Origin of the sequence: Novosphingobium percolationis, from assembly GCF_020179425.1 — a bacterium.
In the GTDB taxonomy this organism is placed as follows: domain Bacteria; phylum Pseudomonadota; class Alphaproteobacteria; order Sphingomonadales; family Sphingomonadaceae; genus Novosphingobium; species Novosphingobium percolationis.
Genome location: NZ_JAILYM010000001.1, coordinates 869,537 through 892,504 on the forward strand (window position 1 = coordinate 869,537; position 22,968 = coordinate 892,504).

Sequence of the window (22,968 nt, forward strand, 5' to 3'; positions counted from 1 at the left end):
GCGAAACTCCGCCCGCGCCGTCCCTCACATCAGCGCGAACGCCGCGCGCAACTCGCGCACGAAGGCCTCGGGCTGCTCCCACGCGGCAAAGTGCCCGCCCTTGTCGAGCGTGCCCCAGTGGACCAGCCGCTCGCAATGCCGCTCGAACCACTTGCGCGGCGTCGGCAACACTTCCTTGGGGAACGCGCTCGCTGCCACCGGCATCGACATCGGCCCTGCGGCAAAATTGCCGAAGCTCTCCCAATAGAGCCGCGCCGACGAAGCGCCCGCGCTCGTCAGCCAGTAGAGCATGATGTTGTCGAGCATGGCATCGCGGCTCAGCGCATCCTCGGCCCGCCCTTCGTTGTCCGTCCAGGCCCACATCTTCTCATAGATCCACCCGGCCAGCCCCACCGGCGAATCGACCAGCCCGTATCCCACTGTCTGCGGCCGCGTAGCCTGCTCCTTGGAATATCCCGAATCCCAGTCCTGATAGAATTTCAGCGCGGTCAGCGCGCGCAGGTCGGCGGCGTCGGGATTGGCCATGTCCTCCGGCGTCGGCTGCGCGATCGGCATGTTGACGTGGATGCCAACGCATCCGGGCACGTTCTGCATCGCGATCTGCGTGGTCACGCCCGCGCCCCAGTCGCCGCCTTGGGCGTACCAGCGATCATAGCCCAGCCGTGCCATCAGCTGCCCCCACGCCCGCGCGATCTTCTCGATGCCCCAGCCCTTCTGCGTCGGCTTGCCCGAAAAGCCGAAGCCCGGCAGGCACGGGATGACGAGGTGGAACGCCTCTTCCGCCTTGCCGCTTGTCGGCCGGGTCAGCGGCTCGATCGCGCCGCGAAATTCCAGAATCGAGCCCGGCCAGCCATGCGTCAGCACCAGCGGCCGTGCCCCCTCGATGGGTGAGCGCACGTGCAGGAAGCGGATATCAAGCCCGTCGATCGTGGTGCTCCACAGCCCCAGCCGGTTGAGCCAGCTCTCGCACGCGCGCCAGTCATAGCGGTCGCGCCAGTGCGCGACGAGATCCTTGAGCGCGGCCAGCGGCGTGCCCTGCGACCAGTCGTCGACGGTCTCCTTTTCCGGCCAGCGCGCCAGATCCAGCCGCCGGTTGAGATCGTCGATCTCGCTTTGCGGCACCTGCACGACGAACGGTTCGATGCTCCCGGTTTCGATACTGGCCGACATCCTCACTCCCTTTCCCTGTTTCAGTTCACTGTGGACAAGTCCGCCGCAATTCACCATAGGCTTGGTGCATGGCTACCCGGCTGGACCTTACCCTGCGACTTACCCGCCCTTGGGCGTGAGCTGACGCGTCGGTCCCACTGGCGCGCACGGCGCCCAGGGGTTACGGACCACACCATACGCATCCATTTCCAGCTAGAGTTTGCACTCCCATGACCATGCTGAAGGACCCTTCGGTCAAGTATCGCCCGTTCCCGCAGATCCACCTGCCCGATCGCCAGTGGCCCGGCCGCGTGATCGACAAGGCCCCGCGCTGGCTGTCGACCGACATGCGCGATGGCAACCAGTCGCTGATCGATCCGATGGACGCGGACAAGAAGGCCCGCTTCTTCGACCTGCTGCTCAAGGTCGGCATCAAGGAAATCGAGGTCGGCTTCCCCAGCGCGGGCGCCACCGAGTACGATTTCATCCGCGGCCTCGTCGATCAGGGCAAGATCCCCGATGACGTGTTCGTGCAGGTACTCACGCAGTCGCGCGAAGACCTCATCCGCACCAGCTTCGAAAGCCTCGCGGGTGCCAAGCAGGCGATCGTCCACGTCTACAACGCCGTGTCGCCGCTGTGGCGCCAGGTCGTGTTCGGCATGGAAAAGGCCGAGATCAAGGAAATCGCGCGCGCTGGCGCCACCTTCCTGCGCGATCAGGCCGCGCGCTTCCCGCAAACCGACTGGCACTTCGAATATAGCCCGGAGACCTTCTCCACCGCCGAAGTCGATTTCAGCATCGAATGCTGCGAAGCGGTGATGGAAATTCTCCAGCCCACGGTCGAAAAGCCGATCATCCTCAACCTGCCGGCCACGGTCGAAGCCTCGACCGCGAACATCTATGCCGACCAGATCGAGTATTTCTGCCGCAACCTGCCGGGTCGCGACCGCGCGGTGATCAGCTTGCACACCCACAACGATCGCGGCACCGGCGTCGCCGCCGCCGAACTCGGCCTGATGGCGGGCGCGGACCGCGTCGAAGGTTGCCTGTTCGGCAATGGCGAGCGCACCGGCAACTGTTGCCTCGTGACCATGGGCCTCAATCTCTACACGCAGGGCGTCGACCCCGGCCTCGATTTCTCGGACATCGACGAAGTCATCCAGACGGTCGAATACTGCAACCAGCTGCCTGTCCACCCGCGCCACCCCTATGGCGGCGAACTGGTGTTCACGGCGTTTTCGGGCAGTCATCAGGACGCGATCAAGAAGGGCTTCGCCGCGCAGGAAAAGCGCAACGACGAACTCTGGTCCGTGCCCTACCTGCCGATCGATCCGGCCGACCTTGGCCGCAGCTACGAAGCGGTGATCCGCGTCAACTCGCAGTCGGGCAAGGGCGGCTTTGCCTGGGTGCTCGAACAGGACCAGGGCCTCAAGCTGCCCAAGAAGATGCAGGCGCACTTCAGCCGCCACGTGCAGGAACTGGCCGATGAATTGGGCCGCGAACTGCAGGCCGCCGACATCTGGGGCGTGTTCCGCAAGGCCTACCGGCTCGATGTACCGCAGCACTTCCAGCTGGTCGACTACGAGGAAAGCCGCGCGCCTGACGGCACCCGCATCTTTGCGGGCAAGATCGAGGTCGACGGCAAGATCCAGACCGTCAGCGGCAGGGGCAACGGGCTGATCTCGTCGGTCGTCGCCACGCTCAAGGACGGCTTCGGCATCGATATCGACGTGCGCGATTATTCCGAACACGCCATGTCGGGCGGCAGCGATGCGCGCGCGGCGGCCTATGTCGAATGCGTGGCCGCCGATGGCCGCGTGATCTGGGGCGTCGGCATCGACGAAGACGTCGCCACCGCCAGCGTCCGCGCCATCCTCTCCGCCGCCAACGCGGTCGGCTGATCTGCTGAGACACCCCTCCCGCCAGCGGGAGGGGCAGCGAGACTAGGGCCTGCCGAAAGGCAGGTCCCAGTCGCAGCGGGGGTGGGCAACGGCACAACTGCCCGACGCCGCCTCCCTCAACCGATCAATTAATCTTGCAGGCCCCGCTGCTTGCTCCATACTCGCGCCCGAGCCCACGAAGAGGCCGCAGACAATTGGGAGCCGGTATGCCTGAAGCGATTCTCGAGCCTGACCTGCCGATCATCGATCCGCACCACCACTTGTGGGACCTGCGCCCGCTGATCGATTCGTTCCCGCAGCCGCGCCACCCCTTCATCGAGGCGCTGACGCTGGCGCCCTACTACACCTTCAACGAGCTGCTGACCGACACCCAGTCGGGCCACAACGTCATCGGCACCGTGTTCATGGAATGCGGCGCGTTCTACCGCAGCGGCGCCGAACAGGCGATGAAGCCGGTCGGCGAAGTCGAATACGTCAACGGCGTCGCCGCCCAGGGCGCGAGCGGCCTCTACGGCGCCTATCGCCCCTGCGCGGGGATCGTCGGCCATGCCGACATGACGCTGGGCGATGGCGCGAAGGGTGTGCTCGAAGCCCTCGTCGCTGCCGGAAATGGCCGCTTCAGGGGCATTCGCCATGCCGCCGCCTGGGATGCCGATCCCGAAGTGCTCGGCCCTCCGTTCCACGCCCCCGAAGGGCTCTACCGCAGCGACGCCTTCCGCGCGGGGTTCAGGCACCTGGGCGCGATGGGCCTGACGTTCGATGCCTGGGTGATCGAACCCCAGCTCGACGACGTGATCGACTTGGCGCGCGCCTTCCCCGACCAGCCGATCGTGCTCGATCACTGCGGCACCCCGCTGGGCATCGCCAGCTACAAGGGCAAGCTGCCCGAACGCTTCGACACCTGGCGCGCCAAGATCCGCACGCTGGCCGAATGCCCCAACGTTTCGGTCAAGCTGGGCGGCCTTGCCATGGCCTTCTGCATGATGCCCGAAAAGGGCCCTGCCGCCGGGATCGGCTCGGAAGTGCTGGCCGCGATGTGGCGCCCCTACATCGAAACCTGCATCGACGCTTTCGGCGCCAACCGCGCGATGTTCGAAAGCAACTTCCCGGTCGATCGCTGGGGCGCGGACTACCGCACGCTGTGGAACGCCTTCAAGCGCCTCTCGACCGGGGCATCGGCGGGTGAAAAGCGCGCGCTGTTCGCCGGCACGGCGGCGAAGGTCTATGGCGTGGAGCACCTGCTCGACGCGGCGTGATCTGCCCACACGGGAAGCTTTGACAGCGGCGGCGCGGCTTGGTAGCCCTTCTTAATCGCCCGATTAAAGGGCTGTATGGGAGGATCACCGATGTCGCTGCCGCCGCTGTTTTCCAAGCTCCGCCTGCCGGTCATCGCCTCTCCGCTGTTCATCATCTCGGGGCCGGAGATGGTCATCGCGCAGTGCAAGGCAGGCGTGGTCGGCTCGTTCCCCTCGCTCAACGCGCGCCCGATCAGCCTGCTCGACGAATGGCTGCACCAGATCACCGAGGAGCTGGCCGCGCACAATCGCGCCAATCCCGATCGCCCTGCCGCGCCCTTCGCGGTCAACCAGATCGTGCACAAGACCAACAACCGCCTCGATGAAGACATGGCGCTCTGCGAAAAGTGGCAGGTGCCGATGCTCATCACGTCGCTCGGCGCGCGCGAAGACGTTTACAACGCGGCGCACCGCTGGGGCGGCATCGTGCTGCACGACGTGATCGACGATCGCTTCGCCCACAAGGCCGTCGAAAAGGGCGCGGACGGCCTGATCCCGGTCGCCGCCGGCGCCGGTGGCCACGCCGGCACCCTTTCACCCTTCGCGCTGATGCAGGAAATCCGCAGCTGGTTCGATGGCCCGGTCGCGCTGTCGGGCGCGATCGGCCACGGCCGCTCGATCCTCGCAGCCCAGGCATTGGGCGCCGATTTCGCCTATATCGGCTCGGCCTGGATCGCGACCGAGGAAGCCCGCGCGCCCGACGCTTACAAGAACGCCATCGTCGAAGGCCACGCAGACGACATCGTCTATTCGAACCTCTTCACCGGGGTGCATGGCAACTACCTGCGCCCCTCGATCGTCGCCGCCGGGCTCGATCCCGACAACCTGCCGGTCAGCGATCCCACCAAGATGAATTTCGGTTCGGGCGGCAATACCGAAGCCAAGGCGTGGAAGGACATCTGGGGGTCGGGCCAGGGCATCGGCGCGATCGACGCCATCGAATCGGTCGAAACCCGCGTCGCCCGCTTCGAAGCCGAATACCGCGAAGCCGCTGCCGCGCTTTCCGCCAACAGCGCGCCGTTCCTGCGCTGAACCGCTCCTCGGCCGGGCCCTACTCTGCCGGAGCCGTCTCCGCCCAGAGCAGCCCGGCCATCGCATCGAGGTGGCTGTAATCGAGCGCGCAGTCCTGCCGGATCGGATCGCGCCGATTCAGCGCCGGTCCCAGCCAGCGCAGCGGGTCGAGCAGGCGCCGCCGCAGCGCGCGTTGCAGGCAGTCCATGCGCATCAGCGCCTCACGCGTGGCCATCTGGCGGTCGGCGCGGCGCATCTTCTGCCAGTGGCTTTCGATCTGGCCTACGCGCTCGATCACCAGCGCGCTGTATTCAGGGTGCGGCCCGCGATGCAGCGGAAGCGCCATGCGCTTGGCCTCGTGATCGGTGGCGGGCAGCAGCAGCCCGTTGCGCCGGAAATCATCGACCACAGCCTCGCCCCCCAATTCCGCCATCATCCCCGCCAGCCCCGGCTCGGCCAGCAACTGGCGCGGCAGCACGTGGTGGCGCTGCAGCCGTGCATTGTAACCGGGGGCGCCGGGCCGGTTGACGGCCCGGAAAGGAAGCGATGGGCGCGTCCGCGTCCTCACGCGCACCGAACGTGGATCGTGCCTTCCCCATCAGGCTCAAGCCAGACGGGGCCGACGTCGGGAAGTACGACTTCGCGCGGTCCTTCGACCTTGCCATGGGCTACCAGCCAATCGACCAGTCGCACAGCCACGCGAGCATCCTTCTCCTGCAACATCCCGCCCGAGGCGTAGAGCGTAAATTCTTGACCAATAAGAAATGTCAGCCCGTGGCTCTTCATTTTGGAGGCAGTTCTGGCAATCGTCGTCATCGCCAGTGCAGGGAACGGGCCGCCCGCAATCCATGCATCGGCCGCTTGCACGAACCATTCCGGAGATACCAGAGAACCCGACGGGAGCCACGAAACCGCAACCAACCCCGGCAGACGCACCAATGCGGCGATCAATGCGGCCGCCACCCGCACCACCGGCAAGAGGTGTTCCGCACCCGCAAGATGCGGGCCGGGCGCGAGCACGATTGCTTCCAGCGTGGAAGTATCAACCGTTTGCGGCAGCCCCACCCGCTGCATTGCGGCCAGATCGACCGGCACGGGCGCGTCAGGCGCAAGCCCGTTGAGGTCGAACGTCAGCCCATCGCGCAACACCTCGACCCAGCCCGGCGTATCCAGATCGCGATGCGATACGGCATAGCCACCAGCCTCCGCCGCCAGCGCGGTCAGCCCGGCATCATCGGGACGGTATCCTTGCGCGAACAGCAGCGCCGCCATCGGGGTGCTGTTCACCGTGCTCGCGCTCCCGGTCACGCCTGCTCCTTTGCCCCCCGGCGACCCGTCCGTCCCGAAAGAAATGCTGTTCGACACCGATCGTCCGATCGAAGCCGGACCTTACATCAAAACAAGCCGATTTCGAGACCGGCCGCGAGTGCCTGTCCCAATTCGCGACATAGTTGCAGCACCGCTGCATCTATTCGTTTTGGAGCAAGAATCTGCTCGGGCGTCTGGGCCTGACAATTGACGATCATCGCTTCGCGCACGCGCCGCAACCGCCAGCCGGTGGCGATCCGTTCCAACTGCGCCTGCGCGCCCTGCCCGGCCGATCCGGCCGTGATCACGCTGGCATAGCCCCGCCCCTCGATCCGCCCCAGCAGCGGGTAGTAGCAGCGGTCGAAGAACTCCTTCATCGCACCCGACATCGCGCCCAGGTTTTCGGGGCAGGCGAAGACATAGGCGCGCGCGGCCAGCAGGTCTTCGGCCAAGGCCTCGTCCGCCCCGATGATCCGCGCGCCGCCGTCGCCAACGCTAACCGCCCCTTGCACGACCGCTTGCGCGCATTGGCGGGCCGCACCCGTGCGGCTGTGCCACACGATCAGCAGGTCGCACGGTGTCACCATCGGCCCTCAGCAGCCGTCGTCGCCGGTCGGCAGGCCGACTGCCCCGCCCAGCAGCCCGCCGAGCCCACCAAAGCCGCCGCGCTTCTTCTTGGGCGGACATTGCCGCTGCTGGCGCGGATCGTCCTCGCTTGCCCCCATGTCCTCTATGCCCGGCATTCCCGCCAGGAAAGACGTCATCGACCGATGCCGGATGCGCGCGGACCATTCGATGTTCCAGACCGCCTTGGGATTGGCGGGCTTGGGCGGATAGGCAAAGTCCTCCTCCGGCCCATAGGCATATAGCGTGGTCATCATGAAGTCGGGCGCGGCCTGCTTAACCTCCACCGGCACCGTACAGGTCGTCGTCTGCGGCGACAGCACCGTGCGGCTGGCCACCAGCCGCGCCACCGTGGCGGGCGAAAGCCAGTCGGCCAGCCCGCCGCCGAACTCGCGCGTGGCGCTGGAGGACCACCAGACGATGTCGGTCATCTCGTTGCCGCGTCCCTGCTGCTTCCCCCCGATCAGCGAAGCGTGATACCCCGTCGCATCGCCCAGCGCGTTCCAGCGCAGCAACACCGATCCCGTGGGATTGACGCTCGACCCCGCGCGCAACGCCGCCATGAAATCATGCGTCAGGGTGAAGGCCATGCTCGGACTGTAGTTGCCCTCCACCCGGTGCGGCCCCAGCAACGAACTGTCGGGCTTGACGAACTTGCCGTCATCGGCGGGCCAGTGGCCATACGTGCGGCTGCTCGAAGGGCTGACGCCGCGCTCCAGCGGAACCGCGCTCGACCACAGCCCCGGCGGCACCTGCCCCGCGGCGACCTTGGCGAAGTCGATCACCACCGGCTGGCCCGGCCCGGCGTGCTCGCCGCAGCCCCAGAAGATCAGCATCCGCCCCTTGGGCCGCTGGAACTCGCCTTCGGTGGGCATCGCCTTGACGACTTGCGGCGTCCTGAGCGGCACCGATGGCCCCAGCTTCGCGCCTGCGGGCATGAAGTGATCGGCCTGGGGTGCTGCGCCGGTCGGCGCCCGGCTCGATCCCAGGTCCAGCCACAGCTCGTGGTTGACCGAGGAGCCACCACCAAAGGCCATGCCGAGGCCAGCGCGCATGCCACCGCCGCGCCCCCCGCCGTCTGCCATGCCGCCTCCCGCCATGCCTGCCATCCCCGATACCGTGCCCGCGCGCATCTCATAGCGCGCTACCGGCCCCGTGGTCCGCTGCGCCACGACCGCGCCGCCCGCCACCAGCACCGCAAGCGCCGAAACGCCTGCCCACGCGGCGCGCCTGCGCCACCTGCCTTGATTCCCGCTCATGCCCATCTCCTCGTTCGAAGACCAGAGACTCGCCCGGTTCGGCAAAGTGCGCCCGCCGCGATGCGACCACAGGAGCGCGGGTCAAGTCAACGGGCCGTGAACTCGCGCAATTTCTCGCACTTTTCGCGCAGCCCCGATTGGTCTAGCGCTCGGGGACAATGATCCCCGTCACCTCGATCACGCATTCGCTCTCCGGCCTCGCCTGGCGCTGGCGCGGCGGCAACATGGACATCGGCTCGGGCTTCGGCCTGAACGACGGCCTCGTCGACCAGCTGCTGCTCTCGCGCGGGGTCACACCTGACGATCTGGAGCGCCACCGCCGCCCCACCTTGCGCGATTTCCTGCCCGATCCGTCGATCTTCCGCGACATGGACGTCGCCGCCGCCCGCCTTGCCGATGCGGTCGAACGGCAGGAGAAGGTCACCATCTATGGCGACTACGACGTCGACGGCGCCACCAGCGCCGCGCTGCTGATCCGCCTGCTCAGCGCCGTCGGGCTGGAGGCCACGCCCTACATCCCCGATCGCCTGCTCGAAGGCTACGGCCCCTCGGGCGAAGCGCTGGTCCGCCTCGCCCGCGAAGGCTCGACGCTGATCGTCACCGTCGATTGCGGCGCAATGGCGCACGAAGCGCTCGCCGCCGCGCATGCCACCGGCGTGGACGTGGTCGTGGTCGATCACCACAAGTGTTCGCCCGAACTCCCCCGCGCGACCGCGCTGGTCAACCCCAACCGGCTGGACGAAGCCGACGAGGCCGCCGCCCACGGCCACCTCGCCGCCGTCGGCATGGCCTTCCTGCTCGCCGTCGCCACCGTGCGCACCCTGCGCGCGCGCGGCGCGTTCCAGCACCGCCCCGCGCCAGACCTGATGGGCCTGCTCGATCTCGTCGCACTCGGCACCGTGGCCGATGTCGCGCAGTTGAAGGGCCTCAACCGCGCGCTGGTCGCGCAGGGTCTCAAGGTCATGGCCAAGCGTGAGAACGTCGGCCTGTCCGCCCTGATCGATGCCAGCCGCCTCAACCGCGCGCCGACCTGCTCCGACCTCGGCTTCGCGCTCGGCCCGCGCATCAACGCCGCAGGCCGCATCGGCGATTCCTCGCTCGGCGTGCGCCTGCTCACCACCTCCGACGCGGACGAGGCGCGCGACATCGCCACGCGCCTCTCCGCCTTGAACGACGAGCGCCGCGCCATCGAACAGGCGGTGCAGGAAGCGGCCGAGGCGCAAGTCGACGCGCAGCACAACCGCGCGGTCGTGGTCTGTGCGGGCGAAGGCTGGCACCCCGGCGTGATCGGCATTGTCGCCGGCCGTATCAAGGAAAAGACCGGCAAGCCCACGCTCGTCATCGCGCTCGATGCCGACGAAGCCGGGCACGGCAAGGGTTCGGGCCGCTCGATCGCGGGCGTCGATCTCGGCGCCGCGATCATCGCCGCGCGCGAAGCCGGGATGCTCGTCGCGGGCGGCGGCCACGCCATGGCCTGCGGCCTCACCATCGACCCAGCGCAACTTGCGCTGCTCGCCGACTGGCTCGACGAACGCCTCGCCCGCGATGTCGGCGAAGCGCGTGCGTCGCAGGCGCTGCTGCTCGATCTCTCGCTCAATCCCGGCGGGCTTACCCCGCACCTGATCGAAACACTGGAAGCCGCAGGCCCCTTCGGCGTCGGCTGGCCCGGCCCCCGCGTCGCGGTGGGGCCGGTGCGGCTGGTAAAGTGCGATGTGGTCGGCGCCGATCACTTGCGCATGATCGCCAGCGGCGCAGACGGTCGCTCGTTCAAGGCCATGGCCTTCCGCGCGGCGCAGACCGAGCTGGGCCAGGCGCTGCTCCACGGCCATCGCGGCCGCCAGTTCTGGCTCGCGGGCCGCGCGCGCATCGACGACTGGGGCAGTCGCCCGGCGGCAGAACTCCACGTCGACGATGCCGCCTTCGCGGATTAGCGCCTCGCCTGCTCCTTCCGACGGTCCGAAAAAACTTGTCCACAGCCACTGAAACATTTTTGTGAAAATCGACGCTTGACGCATCCGCATGATGCCAATAGAGGCGCGGACCTGCCCAGCGGCGCTAGCCCAGTGGCCCCTTCGTCTAGCGGTCAGGACGCGGCCCTTTCACGGCTGAAACACGGGTTCGATTCCCGTAGGGGTCACCACTAGCTGCCTTCCCGGCGGGCCTTTGTGCCCCCGGCTTGGCCCCTTCGTCTAGCGGTCAGGACGCGGCCCTCTCACGGCTGAAACACGGGTTCGATTCCCGTAGGGGTCACCAATAAAATCAAGCACTTAGCTCCTCCCGAGCGAAACTTGTCTAATATACGTCGAATAAGCCCGTACGGGCATCTGTGGATAACTCCGGACGAGCACCACTCTCAGCCTCACTTTGATTCGGCTGAAATCGACGCATGGGATGACCGGGTGCAGTGGTCTATTCGCCCGCCTGCGGATGCCAACTGAGCATCGACCAGCGGCCAGACCTCGGCCCCCTAATGGCAACCCACCACGGCCTTCAACCATTCATCCGAAGTCCTCTCCTCTGCCCCCTCATTGCGTGGAACCCCATCCGCCACAGATGCGACGATCTTCTGTCGCGCGGCCATATAAAGAAAGGGCGCCGATCCTCCGATCAGCACCCTTGTTGCCAGCTTTGGAATGCTCCCGATCAATCGGGCCGACTGTTCACTCCATGGCGCTGATGGCCCTCACCCAGTCGTTGATCTCATCCTCAACCCAAACGCTGCAGCGAGAGCCAAGCGACCGGGACTTTGGAAAACGACCTTCGTTCATACGCTGATAGATCGCTGATCGCTTCAGGCCGACACGAGCCATAACGTCCGGAAGACGCAGCAGGCGCGGCGGAGGTGGCGCAGGCATTTCGATCAAGGCAACACCTTCGATGCCAGGCGCATCAGGTAAGGTATCCATCGTCCAATCCTTCTCAATGAATGGCCGCCCCAATTCGCACCCCGCTCAGGAAAACTCCCGCACGGACAACTCGTCGACATGGCGCGCCAGTTGTTTGGCGAGCAGACGGGAGGCTCCCAGCGCCCAGCGCGGCGGGATCTCGTCCATGCGCTCGCCGAGCCCTTCTCGAAGGGCACCGGGCAGTTCCCGGTAGAACCGGTCCAGAAACTCGACGAACCCGCTACGCAGCCAGCTTGCGGCAAGGTCGTCCCTGCCCGAGGCCACGAGACACAGAACGGCCGGTGCCGGGATCCCACAAGCAGAAAGGATCCGATCGGCCTCGTCGACCGTGAACTCGCGGCTGCCGCGCAGGACACGCAGCAGGGTGTCCTTATGGAGCCCGGCCTCGCGCGCGATGTCGCGGCGCGATTTCCCCGAGCTATCGATGGCCGAAGACAGGAGCCGCGCGAGGCGCTGGCCGGTGCCGTCGGCATGCATGGTCATGGTGCGCATGAAGGCATTTCCTTCGCTGACAGGGCCTGCGCCGAGTCGCTGGCCTCAATAGGATCAGGATAGGAAAAATATAGGAACATACAAGGAACAAATTGCAGAACAGGGATGATGTGCGATTCGCTCATTGCTGGCGCAGATTCGCGTTCCGATTCGCCACAATCTGCGATCTATCGTCGCTTTCAATGGGCCGCCCCATCGGCCCAGCCTACGGTTTGGCAGCGTCCATCGTCCACAAAGAGCCGCATTTCACCATCCGATCACATTCCTATTTCCTAGACTAAGTCAGCCGGTCCAACTGGGAACACACAGCGAACGATGCGCTGTGCAGCACAAGCGGAGTTCCCCTAATGACTGTCCTTCGTCTCCCCCGGCAGCTCGCTGCCCCTTCCCTCGGCCCCACCCTTGGCAAGTCCGCAGGCCGCGTCCTCTCCTTTGCTGCCCCGATCGCAATCGGTGCGCTCGCGGCCACGGCAGCGCATGCCGGCACGGACGCCACGTTCACGACCGCTCTGACCAAGTTCACGGGGTTCCTGCAGGGCTCGGGCGGCAAGATCATCACTGTGCTCAGCCTTTCGGCCGGCCTCATCAGCCTTGCCTCGGGGCGCTTCACGCTCGGCCAGATCGCCGTGCCCGTCGGTGTGGGCGTCGGCGTCGGCACCGGCGTTCCGATCGTCACTTCGGTGATCACCGGCGTCATCTGACGCCGCTGGCCAGGAGGGCGCATCACCATGAGCGACCGCTACACGATCCCCCGCCGCCTCGACGATCCGGAGCTCATCGGCTTCTGGACCATCGACGAGTTCGCCGGGATGGTCGGCCCCTTCACCTGGGGCATTCTTGCCCAGCACATACTTGTCGGCATCGCCCTTTCCGGAATCCTCTGGTTCGCACTGCGAAAGGCGAAGGCAGGTCGCGCCAGCTCCTGGGTGCGGCACGCAGCCTACTGGTATCTGCCGGCGGGACTGAGTGGTCTCAAGGCGACGCCGCCCTCCTGTTGCCGCCTGCTGGTCGGCTGAGGGAGGAAGGCCATGCTTTCCGATATTGCGCACGAACGCAGCCAGAAGCTGCTGCGCCAGCGCAACATGTTCGCGCTGGCAGCCACCGGGCTTTCCGTCGCATTCACGGTGGCGGCAGGCATGGCCGCAACCCGCGACCGCGAAGTCGTGCTGCTGCCGACCACGCGCGCGCCGCTGACCGTCTCGAGCGCGGGGGTGTCTTCGGAATACCTCGAGTTCGTGACCCGCGATGTCGCGCTGATGCTGCTCAACCGCAGTCCCGAAGGCCTCGACTACTGGATGGCTGCGATCCTCAAACTGGCCGATCCGGCCAGCAGCGGAAAGCTCAAGGCCGACCTCGTGCGGATCGTCGAGGAGCAGCGCGGCTCGGATCTGAGCCAGGCGTTCGTCCTCACGTCGATGAAAGTCGATCCGGCTGCGCTCTCCTCAGACGTTCACGGCACGCTCAAGACCTTCGTCGGCGAACAGGTCGTCGCGAGCGAAGAACGCAGCTTCCATTTCACCTGGACCTACCGCGGCCTGCGCCTCGCGCTTGCAGGGTTCGCCGAGGTCAAGCCCGCCAGCTCCCCCGAGACTCCCAAGGAGACCGAATGATGCTCTCCCCCCGTTCGCGGCGGCGCATCGCCTGCCTGTTCCCGCAAACACTCCTGCTGGTCGTGGCACCCGGCGTGGCCCGCGCCGACCAGTTCCTCGAAGTCGCCGATGGCGCGACGATTGCCTGCCGTGTCTCGGCGCACGAGCTGACCCGGTTCAGCCTTGTCGGCGATCAGTTCGCCAGTGTCTCCAAGATTGGCACGGGCACGCCCTACAACGATTTTGCAGTGTCGAACGAGCCGGTGCGCGGCGACATCTACGTCTCGGTGCCCGAGACTTTTGCCGCGGCACGCATCAGCTTCTTCGCCACGACGAAGAAGGGCTACGTCTACAAGGTCTCGTGCCCGATCGCACCGATCGAGGCCGCACAGGTCTTCATCACCAACCCGGCGATCGCGCACGACGATGCTGCCCACTGGGAAGCTGAGAGCCCGCCCGACCAGACTGCGGTGCGGCTGATCCAGGCGATGGCCGGGAACGCAACACTTCCCGGCTACACGGTCAGGCAGGCGAGCAGCCCGCCAACGCGTGTCGGTCATCTCGAAGTCCAGCTGATCGCCCAATACCAGGGCGCGGCGCTGGAGGGACGCAACGTTCGCATCGTCAATCGCGGCGACAAGCCGATTACGCTGACAAGTGCCGACCTCGCCCCGCAAGGCACGCTGGCGCTCGCCGCCGATACGATGGACCTCGCTTCTGGCGCGGCGACCCGTGCATTCGTGGTCAGCGCCAACGGGGGAGATCGTCCGTGAGCGAAGGTCCCGACACGCGAGCACCTGCGCCCTCGAACGCCCGCACTGGCGAAGCCATGGATCCGGAATCCACTCGCGAAGCGCCGCTCGATCTGGCGGGGCTCAACCGCCGCACCGCGCGCCGCCAACACATGCTGCTGGCAGGGCTTGGCACGGTGATCCTGGCGGGCGCCGGTTGGTACCTCGCCGGGTCCGGCGGCAAGGTCGATGCCGGCAAGCCTGGCGACGCCCAGACGATCGACACCGCCGGCCTCGTCAATCGCGATCTGTCACAGCGCGAGTTCGTCGCGCTCTACGGCAACCGGCTCGATGCCATGGCGCGCGAGCAGAAGGACCTTAAGGACGCGGCCGTTCCGCGCGAGGAGATCGAGCAGCAGCTGGCAGCGCTCAAGGCCGAGAACCAGGCCATGCAGACCAACGGCCAGGCCGCGATCGATGCGATCTCGAACGAGAACGCACAGCTGAAGAGCCAGCTGGCCGCGACAACGACCACGCCTGCGGCAACGCCCCCGCCGCCCGCCTATGGCCCCCAGGCCGGTGGCTATGACCAGCAGGGGCATGGACGCGACCTCGGCGGCGCACCGACCGATGGCGCGACGCCCGGGACGAGCGAAGTCAAGCTGATGAGCTTTGCCGCCGACAAGGCCGGCGCTGGGGCCAATGGCCTGCAGGTGACCCGTCCCGAAGCGCCGCCGCTGGTGGTCGAAGACTCCCCGGAATACCTGCCGCCCAATTCCTATGCGCCGGCGCGGGTCATCGTCGGGGTCGATGCCTCGGCGGGCGTCGCCAGTCAGACCGATCCGCTGCCCGTGGTCCTGCGCATCACCGGTCCTGCGCGCTCGGTTCTCCAGGATGGCCGCGTGCTCACCACCCGGATTGCAGGGTGCGTCGTGAATGGCGCGGCGCGCGGCGATCTCTCGAGCGAGAAGGTGTACGTGAAGCTTGCCCGGATGACCTGCGATCAGCCCGGAGGGCGCGTCGCGGTTTCTGAGGTCAAGGGCTTCATCTCCTTCGCCGGAAAATCAGGCGTGCGCGGCCGTGTGGTCAGCCGCGAGGGCAATCTCGTCGGGCAGGCCCTGCTTGCGGGCGTCATCGGCGGCTTTGGCCGGGGCTTCTCCGCGAATGCCAACAGCGTGTTCTCGGGCGTCACCGCGAACGCCAGTGGCACGACGCGCAAGCTCTCCGGCAGCGAGATCATCGGCGGCGGCGTGGGCCAGGGCCTCGCCGATACCGCCGACACGGTCAGCAAATACCTGATCGAACGTGCCGAACAGTACCAACCCGTCGTCGAGATGCCGACCGGCATCGATGTCGAAATCGTCTTCCTCGACGGCGTCTACGTTAGGAGCCCGCGATGACCGCGCCCCAGACTATCCAGCCCATGGACCTGCCCTCGCCTCGGCGTCGCCTTGGCCGCCGTTTGGGCACCTTCGCCGCACTGGCCCTGTTCTCCGGCACGGCCGGTTGGGCCATCGCGCACCTTGCAACGCCGGCACTGGCCCGGGCCGATACGGCAAGGGTTCGCGCCGCACTTAGACTGCGCTTGCCCAAGACGCCGATCGACGCGATCTCCTGCAGCGGCCTTGGTGGCCTGTGCGAAGTCGCCTCGAAAAACACGCTGTTCTACGTCGACCCCCATGCAAAATACCTCGTCATCGGCCGCATCTACGACATGGAGGCGCGCCAGGACCTGACGGCTGCGCGGCTGCTCCAGCTCAATCCCGATCTGCTCGCCGCGGGGGCTGCGCACAACGAGAGCGGTGCTGACGAGGAGGCCGCAACAGCGCCGCCGGTCAGCGCAGGTTCGCGCCATGTCTCGCTCGCCGGGCTCCCCGCCAATGGTGCGATCACCTGGGGTCCGGTGAGCGGCCCGAGAGCGGTGGTCTTCTCTGACTTCCACTGCGGCTACTGCAAGCGCCTCACCGGCGAGTTGAAGGCGATCGGCGCGCGCGTCGAGGAGCGGCCGATCTCGATCTTCGGCCCCGACAGCCGCAAGCTTGCCGAGCAGGTGCTCTGCGCGCCCGCGCAGGAGACGGCACTCCATCTGGCCTATTCGGGGGTCGCCCTCGCCCGGCCAAAGCCATGCGACACGCACGGGCTCGACGCCAACGAAGCCTTTGCCCGCGCGCATGGCTTCAACGGCACCCCCGTGATCGTGCGGCCGTCCGATGGCGCGGTGCTCGAGGGGTATCGCCCCGCCGCTGCGCTGCGCGCCTTTCTCACCAGCAAGGGATGATCGTCATGGCCATCATTCGCACACTCGCGCCTGTCGTCCTGCTGCTTGCCGGCACGGGCTGCACACATCTTGGCACCAACATCGCAGGCCAGTTCACCTGCCGCGCGCCGAAAGGCGATTGCGCGCCCTCGCGCGTCATCGACGGCAAGGCGACGGCCGCCCTTGCCCCTGAGACCGGAACCACGGCGGTGCCCGACGACGGACTTGCCAGGGCGCGCCACCGTGCCGGCGTGACGCCGGGTGATGCTGCCCGGACAGGCGAACGCACGCTCCGCGTCGTGTTCCCCGCGCACGTCGATGAAGCAGGCGTGCTCCACGACGAATCCGTGGCCTGGGCCGTGGTCGAAGCCCCGCAATGGCGCGGTGCGCTGCGCGCCGCCTCGACGCCGGTCGACACCTCGCTGATCAGGACGCTCAGGCATCAACTGAGCGGTGCCGAGCCGCGCGGCGCAGCGGCCGGATCCGGTGCCAGCGACGCCCCGAACGACGTCGTCACCGACCAGTCCTCCGCTTCCCCTTTCTCGATTGCCTCGCCGACGGTCCTCCCCTCCACGGCGGCCGAGGCAAGTGCCGGCGGTCCCCCGCCGCCGGTGGTCGAGGGGTCCGACATGCCCGCCCCCCAGCATGATCGGGCCCCTCGGCCGAACGATGCCGCGACACCTGCGCCGACGCTGCTGTCACCAACCCTGGCACCACCCCAGATTGTCTTCCCCACAGCAGACGCGATCGATGCCGCAAAGGCGCGCGGCGCGCACACCGGCGAGGAGCACCGCTAATGGCGCGCCTGTTCCACACCTTGCGGCGGCGCCTGCTTGAAGGGCTCGCCGGCGATGCCGAGGCCCACGAAGCCGCCCGGCCGCACCTGCTGATCGACATGCTCTCGGACTGGTTGCCATGGCGGGTCTGGGATCCGGAGTCCCGGCTCTATCTCAATGCCCGTTCGAAAGGCTTCGTCCTCGGCGTCACCCCGCTGATCGGCGCGGACGAGCGCACCGGCGAAATCCTCGGCGCTTTCTTTTCCGAAGGCCTGCCGCCGGGCGCCTGCCTCCAGGTGCTGCACCTTGCCTCGCCCCGGATCAGCCGGATCATCGCCCCCTGGTTCGCTCCGCGCTATGTTCAGGGCGGGGTTTATGAGGCGATCGCCCGGCACCGCAGCCGGCACCTCTACGATCTCGTCTGGCGCTCGGGCACCGAGGATGCGCCGTTCCACGCACGCCACCACCAGCTCTTCGTCTCGGTCGGCGTACCGGCAGGCAAAGCAGTCAGCGACGAGGACCTCGTCGCCACGCGCGAGGGCCTGGTCGCCATGCTGCGCTCGCTCGAACTGGGCGTGGTCGAAGTGGAACCTGCCGGCCTCATCGCGCTGATCGACGACCTCACCTCGCCCACGACCGCGCCGCACGACGATGCGCTCCCCTACAATCCCGATGATCCGATTTCGGCGCAGGTCGTGCGCCGCGACATCGAACTTGTCGTCCAAGAGGACCGCATGATCTTGCGCACCGAGCGGTTCCGGCCGACGGGCGCGGCACCGGGCGGTGTACCCGAGATCGGCGAGGTCTATCCCGATGCCTTCGACCTGCGCCATTTTGCTGTCCGCAACATGCCGCAGCGCTGGGCGCCGTGGGAATGCGCGCGCCTCATCGGCGATCTTTTCACCGACAAGCTGCGCTTTCCGTGCCCTGCCGCGACCATGCTCTGCCTCGTCTATCCCGACCAGGAGGCGGCGGCCGCACGCGCAGGCTACAAGTTCATGCGCACGACCAGCCTTGCGGGCACGAAGTCGGCGCGCTTCCTGCCGCGCATCGCCGAGCAGTCGGCCGAGTGGCAGCACGTTCGCAATGAATTGCAGGAAGGCCGCCGCCTCGTGCGGGTGTTCTATGGCCTGACCACGTTCTCGCCGCTTGGGCTTGGCGATCGCCACGAGCGCGCGGTCAAGTCGATCTACAAGGCCGCGGGCTGGGACCTCGCCGACGAGCGCTATCTCCAGCTCCAGGGCCTGCTTGCGGCGATGCCGCTCACGTTGGCCGATGGCCTCGCCGACGATATGGAGCGCCTGAAGCGCCTGCGCACGATGCTTTCGACGACCGCGGCCAACATCGCCCCGGTCCAGGGCGAATACCTCGGCGGGCCACTGCCCCACCTGTTGTTTCTCGGCCGACGTGGGCAGCCGTTCTTCTGGTCGCCGTTCGAGAACGGCGCGGGCAATCACAACGTCGCGATCTGCGGCAAGTCCGGCTCGGGCAAGTCGGTGCTGCTCCAGGAGATGTGTGCGGCGCTGCGTGGTGCCGGCACGCATGTCGTGGTGATCGACGACGGGCGCAGCTTCGAACACTCGGCGCGGCTCCTGGGCGGCCGCTTCGTCGAGTTCACCTTTGCCGCAGGGTTCGGCCTCAATCCCTTCGCAATGATCGACGCGCCCCGCGCCGACGCGGACGAAGACTACCGCCTCGACTGCTTCGGGATGGTCAAGGCGATCGTCGGGCAGATGGCGCGCCATTCGAGCGCCCCCACCGACACCGAACGCGGCCTGATCGACCGCGCGGTCAACATGGTGTGGGCCGAGCACGGCGGTGGCGCCTCGATCACCGCGATCGGCGAGGTTCTCGCCGACATGGACAGCGAGAGCGCCGCCGGTCTTGCGACGGCCCTGGCGCCCTACATGGCAGGCGGCACCTACGGCCGCTTCTTCGAAGGCGCAGCCAGCGTCGATCTCGAGGCCGGGTTCACCGTGTTCGAGATGTCGGACCTTGCGACCCGCGAGGACCTTCGCAGCGTGGTCCTGGCTGCGATCATGTTCATGACCAGCCAGGCGATGACGCGAACGCCCCGGAGCACGCGCAAGCTTCTCCTGATCGACGAGGCCTGGGGCCTTCTCAAGGGCGGATCGATGGGCGAGTTCGTCGAGACGTATGCCCGCACCTGCCGCAAGTACGGCGGAGCACTGGCGACGGCGACGCAGTCCCTCAACGACTACTACAAGTCCGATGGTGCCCGCGCCGCGCTCGAGAACAGCGACTGGATGCTGGTACTCCAGCAGAAGGCCGAGACCATCGCCGACTTGCGCCGCGCGCAGCGGCTCGACCTCGATGATCGCTCGGAAACGCTGATCCGCAGCCTCCGGCGCAATGGCGCAGCCTATTCCGAAGTCTTCATCAAGGGCCCCGAGACCGAGGCGATCGGGCGGCTCGTGCTCGATCGCTATTCAGCAACGCTCTACTCCAGCTCGCCCGCGACGTTTGCCGCGATCGATGCCGAAGTCGCGCGCGGCCATCAGCTCGCCGACGCGATCGAGACGATCGCTTTCGGGCGTCCGTCTGGGGCCAATCCCGAGGAGACCGCGTGATGGCCTTCGATCATGACACACCGTTCGACCGTGTGCTGATGGCACGGCCCGCCGCCCCGCCCGACCAGGCCGGGCAGCCGCTCCAGCGCGGTGCTTCGCGCAAGCAGGTCCGCCACCGCTGGCGCCGCCATCTGGCCGACACCTGCTATCTCGCCATCAAGGGCAGCACCTTTGCCGCGAGCACGCTTGCGATCACGCTGGGTCTGCCGCTCATGTTCTTCCTCGCGCTGTCGGGCTGGCACCTCGATGTGCTGTTCACCCAGATCGACAACCTTGCCAGCCGCTACCTCGCCGCCGACCCGGCGCGCCGTGCGGCCTTCTCCGATCTGGTCAATGTGGCCTTCCCCGGCGCGCTCGCGCTGATCGCGATCTGGCGCCTGCCGCGCTTCGTCAGCGAGGTCGGCCAGGGGCTCGCCAGTGGGAGGGATGAAGCATGAGAAAATTCCTCACATCGCTCAAGGCACGCCTTGCGCCCATCCGGTCCATGCCGCTGCTGCTCGCCGCGAGCATGGCCGCATCTACTGCCTGGGGCGCCTGGGCCACGCACAAGCTCCTCGCACTCGAGCATCGCGGGATCGTCACGGTCCGGCTTTCCGGGATGATGGGCGATTTCGTGGGGGCAGAAGCCCGCGCCGGACATACGCCCGAAGAGACCCGCGCGCGGATCGAGGCCTACCTCAGGGCCGTGCAGGCTTCGGTCGATGCCATGGGCCGCGACGGGCGCACCGTGCTCGTCTCCGAAGCCGTCGTCGCAGGCGCGGCCCCCGATATGACGGAAGCCGTTCGCGCCGACGTCGCGCGGCGCATGGGGAGCAGCCCCAATGCCCATCCCTGAGCGCATCACCCTGCCGCCCACAGCCATGGGCAGCACGACAGTGACGCATCGTCGCTGGTGGCCCCGCCTTGTGCTCTGGACCGGGCTTGGCTGCGGTGCGGCGGCGCTCTCGGCGCTCGCCACGTTTCGCGAGAGCCATGCGCTGCTGATCAACGCCAGCCCCTCGCTTCCCTACTGGGCGATCTGGCTCAACCGCAGCGCTACACCGGCCCGCGGCGACCTGATCCTGTTCGAGCCGCCCGCTTCGGCCCTTCTCCAAAGGCATTTCGGTAAGGGGCCGATGATCTTCGGCAAACGCGTGGCCGGTGTCGCCGGCGACCGGGTGACGCGCAAGGCTGCGACCTTCTTCGTCAACGGTCGCGCAGTCGCGGTAGCCAAGCCCTTCAGCCGCAGCGGCGAACCGCTGTTGCCCGGCCCCACGGGCACGCTCCCGCCCGGCTGCTATTTCGTGGCGACGGAGAACAAGGACAGTTTCGACAGCCGCTATGCCGCAATCGGATCGATCTGCGGCGCGCGGGTGCTGGGCGTCGGGACGCCGGTGCTGTGATGCGCAAGATCACCCTCACCGCGCTTGTGCCCCTATTGCTGGCGGCACCATTGGCGCAGGCCCGCGACTATGGTCAGCAAGGCACGGTCTGGCCGGTGGTCGAACCGGATCTCCTTGCACAGATTGCCGAAAGGCTGGCCTTTCTCGACCGGAGCGGCGCGATCGCGCGGCTCAACGAAGACCTCAAGCGTCGCACCATCGCCAGGATCAATCGCCCAACACCCGTCGAGGGCCTTGGGCTTGCCAGCGCCACCCGCAGCTGGACGTTTGATCCGACGATCACGGTGGGCGCAGACCTGAAAGACGACAAGGGCCGCGTGATCATCGCGGCAGGCACCCGGGTCAATCCGCTCGACACGGTTTCGCTTCGCGCGCCGCTCGTGTTTCTTGACGGCGATGTCGGCACCCAGGTCGACTGGGCACTCGCCCGCTTCGGCGGGCCGGCGGCGAAGCTGATCCTGACCTCCGGCGCGCCGCTTGAACTGATGAAGGCGCGCCAGCACCGGTTCTGGTTCGACCAGGGCGGCACGCTGATCCGCCATTTCGGGATCCGCGCGCTCCCGGCGACCGTGGAGCAGAAAGGCCGCGTGCTGGTCGTGACAGAGCAGGCGCTCCCCCGACGGAGGCCTACCGCATGACCCACGCACGCATCTGGCTCAGAATCTGGCTACACTCGGCCTTCGCCGCACTTCTGCTCCTGACCGCCAGCACCGCGCCGGCCAGCGCCTCGTCGGGTCCGGGGCGGTGCACCGGGCATTTCGTCAACCCGATCACCGACATCTGCTGGTCGTGCCTGTTCCCGATCTCGATTGGTGGCCTGAAGATCTGGCCCTCGAACCGCCCTGACACCGACAACCCCGACTTTCCGCTGTGCCTGTGCGGGTTGCGCCCTGGCATCGCCATGGGTTTCTGGGAGCCGGTGCGCCTGGCCGATGTCAGCATGAAGCCCTGGTGCTTCGTGAACCTCGGCGGCCTCAAGCTCGATCCCGGCTTCGACATCGGCTTCAAGACCATCGCCGGGCCATCGGCGGTGGGCGGAGCGGCGCAATACGCCTCGCAGTGGAACATCCACTGGTACGCCTATCCGCTGATCTACTGGATGGAGATCGTCGCCGACTTCCTCTGCCTCGAACAGGGCTCGGTCGATATCCTCTACATCACCGAGATCGATCCGCTGTGGCAGGACAGCGAACTCACCGCGATCATCAATCCCGAAGCCGTGCTGTTTGCCAACCCGCTGTCTCTGGCCGCCTGCGCCGCCGACTGCGCGAAGGCGACCGTTTCGCTGCCATCTGACGAGCTGTTCTGGTGCGCCGGCTGCCAGGGAACGATGTACCCGATGAACGGCAATGTCGCGGCCACCATCGGCCACGTTCAGGCCTCGCGGCTCGCGCTCGCCCGCTTTGCCTACAAGCTCCACCGCGAGCTTGTCGCCTGGGGCACGATGGGCGGCAAGGGCCTGTGCGGCAAGTACCTGATGCCCGTGATGCGCAAGCAGCAATACCGCTTCCAGGCCACCAACCCCAACCCCCAGACGAGCGGCCGCTACGCCTGCGCGCCGATCGGTGCCTCAACCACCTTCATGTCCGCCGGCCAGGTCTATCCCGCCATCGGCGAGGACATGGGCTACCTCGTCTGGCGCAAAAGAAACTGCTGCGCCTTATGAGAAATCTACCCCTACCTGCTGCAAAATTGCG

24 protein-coding genes and 2 tRNA genes are annotated in these 22,968 nt (G+C 67.1%); 19 read left to right on the forward strand and 7 right to left on the reverse strand.

Translation table 11 applies throughout. The features are described from left to right. Positions 1 to 24: 24 nt before the first annotated feature. Positions 25 to 1,170 carry an epoxide hydrolase family protein gene (locus tag K3A84_RS03960; protein ID WP_225007995.1) on the reverse strand — a complete coding sequence of 382 codons (1,146 nt, stop codon included), beginning with the start codon at positions 1,168 to 1,170 and terminating at the stop codon, positions 25 to 27. Between the two features lie 209 nt (positions 1,171 to 1,379). Here K3A84_RS03960 and leuA point away from each other — a divergent pair, with 209 nt between their 5' ends. The 3 genes from leuA to K3A84_RS03975 all read left to right on the forward strand — a co-directional run bounded on the left by leuA (position 1,380) and on the right by K3A84_RS03975 (position 5,377). Then, on the forward strand, positions 1,380 to 3,050 hold the full coding sequence (leuA, locus tag K3A84_RS03965; RefSeq protein ID WP_225007996.1) for a 2-isopropylmalate synthase: 1,671 nt from the start codon (positions 1,380 to 1,382) through the stop codon (positions 3,048 to 3,050). 206 nt (positions 3,051 to 3,256) lie between these two features. Next, a complete protein-coding gene (locus tag K3A84_RS03970; protein WP_225007997.1) occupies positions 3,257 to 4,306 on the forward strand; it encodes an amidohydrolase family protein in 1,050 nt (349 codons plus the stop codon). A gap of 90 nt (positions 4,307 to 4,396) precedes the next feature. Continuing rightward, on the forward strand, positions 4,397 to 5,377 hold the full coding sequence (locus K3A84_RS03975) for an NAD(P)H-dependent flavin oxidoreductase (RefSeq protein ID WP_225007998.1): 981 nt from the start codon (positions 4,397 to 4,399) through the stop codon (positions 5,375 to 5,377). Positions 5,378 to 5,396: 19 nt separating this feature from the next. Here K3A84_RS03975 and K3A84_RS03980 read toward each other — a convergent pair whose 3' ends face one another. The 4 genes from K3A84_RS03980 to K3A84_RS03995 all read right to left on the reverse strand — a co-directional run bounded on the left by K3A84_RS03980 (position 5,397) and on the right by K3A84_RS03995 (position 8,547). Continuing rightward, positions 5,397 to 5,930, reverse strand: a complete 534-nt coding sequence (locus tag K3A84_RS03980; protein ID WP_225007999.1) for an AHH domain-containing protein — start codon at positions 5,928 to 5,930, stop codon at positions 5,397 to 5,399. Beyond that, positions 5,921 to 6,643, reverse strand: coding sequence for a hypothetical protein (locus tag K3A84_RS03985; protein ID WP_225008000.1), 723 nt, complete (start codon positions 6,641 to 6,643; stop codon positions 5,921 to 5,923). The genes K3A84_RS03980 and K3A84_RS03985 overlap by 10 nt, the downstream gene beginning before the upstream one ends. Positions 6,644 to 6,750: 107 nt before the next feature. Beyond that, positions 6,751 to 7,251: a flavodoxin family protein gene (locus tag K3A84_RS03990; RefSeq protein ID WP_225008001.1), complete on the reverse strand. Its 501-nt coding sequence runs from the start codon at positions 7,249 to 7,251 to the stop codon at positions 6,751 to 6,753. 6 nt (positions 7,252 to 7,257) lie between these two features. Further along, a complete protein-coding gene (locus tag K3A84_RS03995; protein WP_225008002.1) occupies positions 7,258 to 8,547 on the reverse strand; it encodes a hypothetical protein in 1,290 nt (429 codons plus the stop codon). 158 nt (positions 8,548 to 8,705) lie between these two features. On the opposite strand from K3A84_RS03995, the gene recJ reads away from it, so the two are divergent. The 3 genes from recJ (at position 8,706) to K3A84_RS04010 (ending at position 10,800) form a co-directional block, all read left to right on the forward strand. After that, positions 8,706 to 10,478: a single-stranded-DNA-specific exonuclease RecJ gene (gene recJ / locus K3A84_RS04000; protein WP_225008003.1), complete on the forward strand. Its 1,773-nt coding sequence runs from the start codon at positions 8,706 to 8,708 to the stop codon at positions 10,476 to 10,478. Between the two features lie 134 nt (positions 10,479 to 10,612). Beyond that, positions 10,613 to 10,687 (forward strand) — tRNA-Glu (locus K3A84_RS04005). A gap of 38 nt (positions 10,688 to 10,725) precedes the next feature. Next, positions 10,726 to 10,800 (forward strand) — tRNA-Glu (locus K3A84_RS04010). Positions 10,801 to 11,207: 407 nt separating this feature from the next. Here the strand turns inward: K3A84_RS04010 and K3A84_RS04015 are convergent. Together K3A84_RS04015 and K3A84_RS04020 are read right to left on the reverse strand one after the other, a co-directional pair. Continuing rightward, complete coding sequence (locus K3A84_RS04015; RefSeq protein ID WP_404823097.1) at positions 11,208 to 11,453, reverse strand: helix-turn-helix transcriptional regulator; 246 nt, start codon at positions 11,451 to 11,453, stop codon at positions 11,208 to 11,210. A gap of 45 nt (positions 11,454 to 11,498) precedes the next feature. Continuing rightward, complete coding sequence (locus K3A84_RS04020; protein ID WP_225008004.1) at positions 11,499 to 11,945, reverse strand: helix-turn-helix domain-containing protein; 447 nt, start codon at positions 11,943 to 11,945, stop codon at positions 11,499 to 11,501. 347 nt (positions 11,946 to 12,292) lie between these two features. On the opposite strand from K3A84_RS04020, the gene K3A84_RS04025 reads away from it, so the two are divergent. From K3A84_RS04025 to traU, 13 genes are read left to right on the forward strand one after another with little or no spacing between them, the layout of a single operon-like run. Next, positions 12,293 to 12,646 carry a hypothetical protein gene (locus tag K3A84_RS04025; RefSeq protein WP_225008005.1) on the forward strand — a complete coding sequence of 118 codons (354 nt, stop codon included), beginning with the start codon at positions 12,293 to 12,295 and terminating at the stop codon, positions 12,644 to 12,646. A 27-nt stretch (positions 12,647 to 12,673) separates the two neighbouring features. Beyond that, on the forward strand, positions 12,674 to 12,961 hold the full coding sequence (gene traL, locus K3A84_RS04030; RefSeq protein WP_225008006.1) for a type IV conjugative transfer system protein TraL: 288 nt from the start codon (positions 12,674 to 12,676) through the stop codon (positions 12,959 to 12,961). 12 nt (positions 12,962 to 12,973) lie between these two features. Then, positions 12,974 to 13,555: a type IV conjugative transfer system protein TraE gene (locus tag K3A84_RS04035; protein ID WP_225008007.1), complete on the forward strand. Its 582-nt coding sequence runs from the start codon at positions 12,974 to 12,976 to the stop codon at positions 13,553 to 13,555. After that, positions 13,552 to 14,307, forward strand: coding sequence for a type-F conjugative transfer system secretin TraK (locus K3A84_RS04040; protein WP_225008008.1), 756 nt, complete (start codon positions 13,552 to 13,554; stop codon positions 14,305 to 14,307). The genes K3A84_RS04035 and K3A84_RS04040 overlap by 4 nt, the downstream gene beginning before the upstream one ends. A 56-nt stretch (positions 14,308 to 14,363) precedes the next feature. Beyond that, complete coding sequence (locus tag K3A84_RS04045) at positions 14,364 to 15,665, forward strand: TrbI/VirB10 family protein (protein WP_225008139.1); 1,302 nt, start codon at positions 14,364 to 14,366, stop codon at positions 15,663 to 15,665. 23 nt (positions 15,666 to 15,688) lie between these two features. Next, entirely contained in the window at positions 15,689 to 16,543 is an 855-nt protein-coding gene (locus K3A84_RS04050) for a DsbC family protein (RefSeq protein ID WP_404823104.1), read from the forward strand. 5 nt (positions 16,544 to 16,548) lie between these two features. Beyond that, positions 16,549 to 17,319: a TraV family lipoprotein gene (locus tag K3A84_RS04055; RefSeq protein WP_225008010.1), complete on the forward strand. Its 771-nt coding sequence runs from the start codon at positions 16,549 to 16,551 to the stop codon at positions 17,317 to 17,319. Further along, positions 17,319 to 19,889 (forward strand): type IV secretion system protein TraC, encoded by a 2,571-nt coding sequence (traC, locus tag K3A84_RS04060; RefSeq protein ID WP_225008011.1) that lies wholly within the window; start codon positions 17,319 to 17,321, stop codon positions 19,887 to 19,889. The genes K3A84_RS04055 and traC overlap by 1 nt, the downstream gene beginning before the upstream one ends. Further along, positions 19,889 to 20,326: a hypothetical protein gene (locus K3A84_RS04065; RefSeq protein ID WP_225008012.1), complete on the forward strand. Its 438-nt coding sequence runs from the start codon at positions 19,889 to 19,891 to the stop codon at positions 20,324 to 20,326. Before traC ends, K3A84_RS04065 begins: the two co-directional genes overlap by 1 nt. Further along, on the forward strand, positions 20,323 to 20,724 hold the full coding sequence (locus K3A84_RS04070; protein WP_225008013.1) for a TrbI F-type domain-containing protein: 402 nt from the start codon (positions 20,323 to 20,325) through the stop codon (positions 20,722 to 20,724). The genes K3A84_RS04065 and K3A84_RS04070 overlap by 4 nt, the downstream gene beginning before the upstream one ends. Next, the gene (locus K3A84_RS04075; RefSeq protein ID WP_225008014.1) at positions 20,711 to 21,271 is read left to right on the forward strand and encodes a S26 family signal peptidase; all 561 of its coding nucleotides are present in this window, start codon (positions 20,711 to 20,713) and stop codon (positions 21,269 to 21,271) included. The genes K3A84_RS04070 and K3A84_RS04075 overlap by 14 nt, the downstream gene beginning before the upstream one ends. Further along, entirely contained in the window at positions 21,271 to 21,909 is a 639-nt protein-coding gene (gene traW, locus K3A84_RS04080; RefSeq protein WP_225008015.1) for a type-F conjugative transfer system protein TraW, read from the forward strand. The genes K3A84_RS04075 and traW overlap by 1 nt, the downstream gene beginning before the upstream one ends. After that, entirely contained in the window at positions 21,906 to 22,937 is a 1,032-nt protein-coding gene (traU, locus tag K3A84_RS04085; protein WP_225008016.1) for a conjugal transfer pilus assembly protein TraU, read from the forward strand. The genes traW and traU overlap by 4 nt, the downstream gene beginning before the upstream one ends. Positions 22,938 to 22,968: the final 31 nt, after the last annotated feature.

Bases quoted from the DNA above. Each gene is read 5' to 3' on its own strand.
- K3A84_RS04025 (WP_225008005.1), top strand. From the start codon at position 12,293: ATGACTGTCCTTCGTCTCCCCCGGCAGCTCGCTGCCCCTTCCCTCGGC.
- K3A84_RS04020 (WP_225008004.1), bottom strand. From the start codon at position 11,945: ATGCGCACCATGACCATGCATGCCGACGGCACCGGCCAGCGCCTCGCG.
- K3A84_RS04055 (WP_225008010.1), top strand. From the start codon at position 16,549: ATGGCCATCATTCGCACACTCGCGCCTGTCGTCCTGCTGCTTGCCGGC.
- K3A84_RS04075 (WP_225008014.1), top strand. From the start codon at position 20,711: ATGCCCATCCCTGAGCGCATCACCCTGCCGCCCACAGCCATGGGCAGC.
- K3A84_RS03975 (WP_225007998.1), top strand. From the start codon at position 4,397: ATGTCGCTGCCGCCGCTGTTTTCCAAGCTCCGCCTGCCGGTCATCGCC.
- K3A84_RS03960 (WP_225007995.1), bottom strand. From the start codon at position 1,170: ATGTCGGCCAGTATCGAAACCGGGAGCATCGAACCGTTCGTCGTGCAG.
- K3A84_RS04015 (WP_404823097.1), bottom strand. From the start codon at position 11,453: ATGGATACCTTACCTGATGCGCCTGGCATCGAAGGTGTTGCCTTGATC.
- traC (WP_225008011.1), top strand. From the start codon at position 17,319: ATGGCGCGCCTGTTCCACACCTTGCGGCGGCGCCTGCTTGAAGGGCTC.
- traU (WP_225008016.1), top strand. From the start codon at position 21,906: ATGACCCACGCACGCATCTGGCTCAGAATCTGGCTACACTCGGCCTTC.
- K3A84_RS04070 (WP_225008013.1), top strand. From the start codon at position 20,323: ATGAGAAAATTCCTCACATCGCTCAAGGCACGCCTTGCGCCCATCCGG.
- K3A84_RS04065 (WP_225008012.1), top strand. From the start codon at position 19,889: ATGGCCTTCGATCATGACACACCGTTCGACCGTGTGCTGATGGCACGG.
- traL (WP_225008006.1), top strand. From the start codon at position 12,674: ATGAGCGACCGCTACACGATCCCCCGCCGCCTCGACGATCCGGAGCTC.
- recJ (WP_225008003.1), top strand. From the start codon at position 8,706: ATGATCCCCGTCACCTCGATCACGCATTCGCTCTCCGGCCTCGCCTGG.
- traW (WP_225008015.1), top strand. From the start codon at position 21,271: ATGCGCAAGATCACCCTCACCGCGCTTGTGCCCCTATTGCTGGCGGCA.
- K3A84_RS04035 (WP_225008007.1), top strand. From the start codon at position 12,974: ATGCTTTCCGATATTGCGCACGAACGCAGCCAGAAGCTGCTGCGCCAG.
- K3A84_RS03995 (WP_225008002.1), bottom strand. From the start codon at position 8,547: ATGAGCGGGAATCAAGGCAGGTGGCGCAGGCGCGCCGCGTGGGCAGGC.
- leuA (WP_225007996.1), top strand. From the start codon at position 1,380: ATGACCATGCTGAAGGACCCTTCGGTCAAGTATCGCCCGTTCCCGCAG.
- K3A84_RS04045 (WP_225008139.1), top strand. From the start codon at position 14,364: ATGGATCCGGAATCCACTCGCGAAGCGCCGCTCGATCTGGCGGGGCTC.
- K3A84_RS03990 (WP_225008001.1), bottom strand. From the start codon at position 7,251: ATGGTGACACCGTGCGACCTGCTGATCGTGTGGCACAGCCGCACGGGT.
- K3A84_RS04040 (WP_225008008.1), top strand. From the start codon at position 13,552: ATGATGCTCTCCCCCCGTTCGCGGCGGCGCATCGCCTGCCTGTTCCCG.
- K3A84_RS03970 (WP_225007997.1), top strand. From the start codon at position 3,257: ATGCCTGAAGCGATTCTCGAGCCTGACCTGCCGATCATCGATCCGCAC.
- K3A84_RS04050 (WP_404823104.1), top strand. From the start codon at position 15,689: ATGGACCTGCCCTCGCCTCGGCGTCGCCTTGGCCGCCGTTTGGGCACC.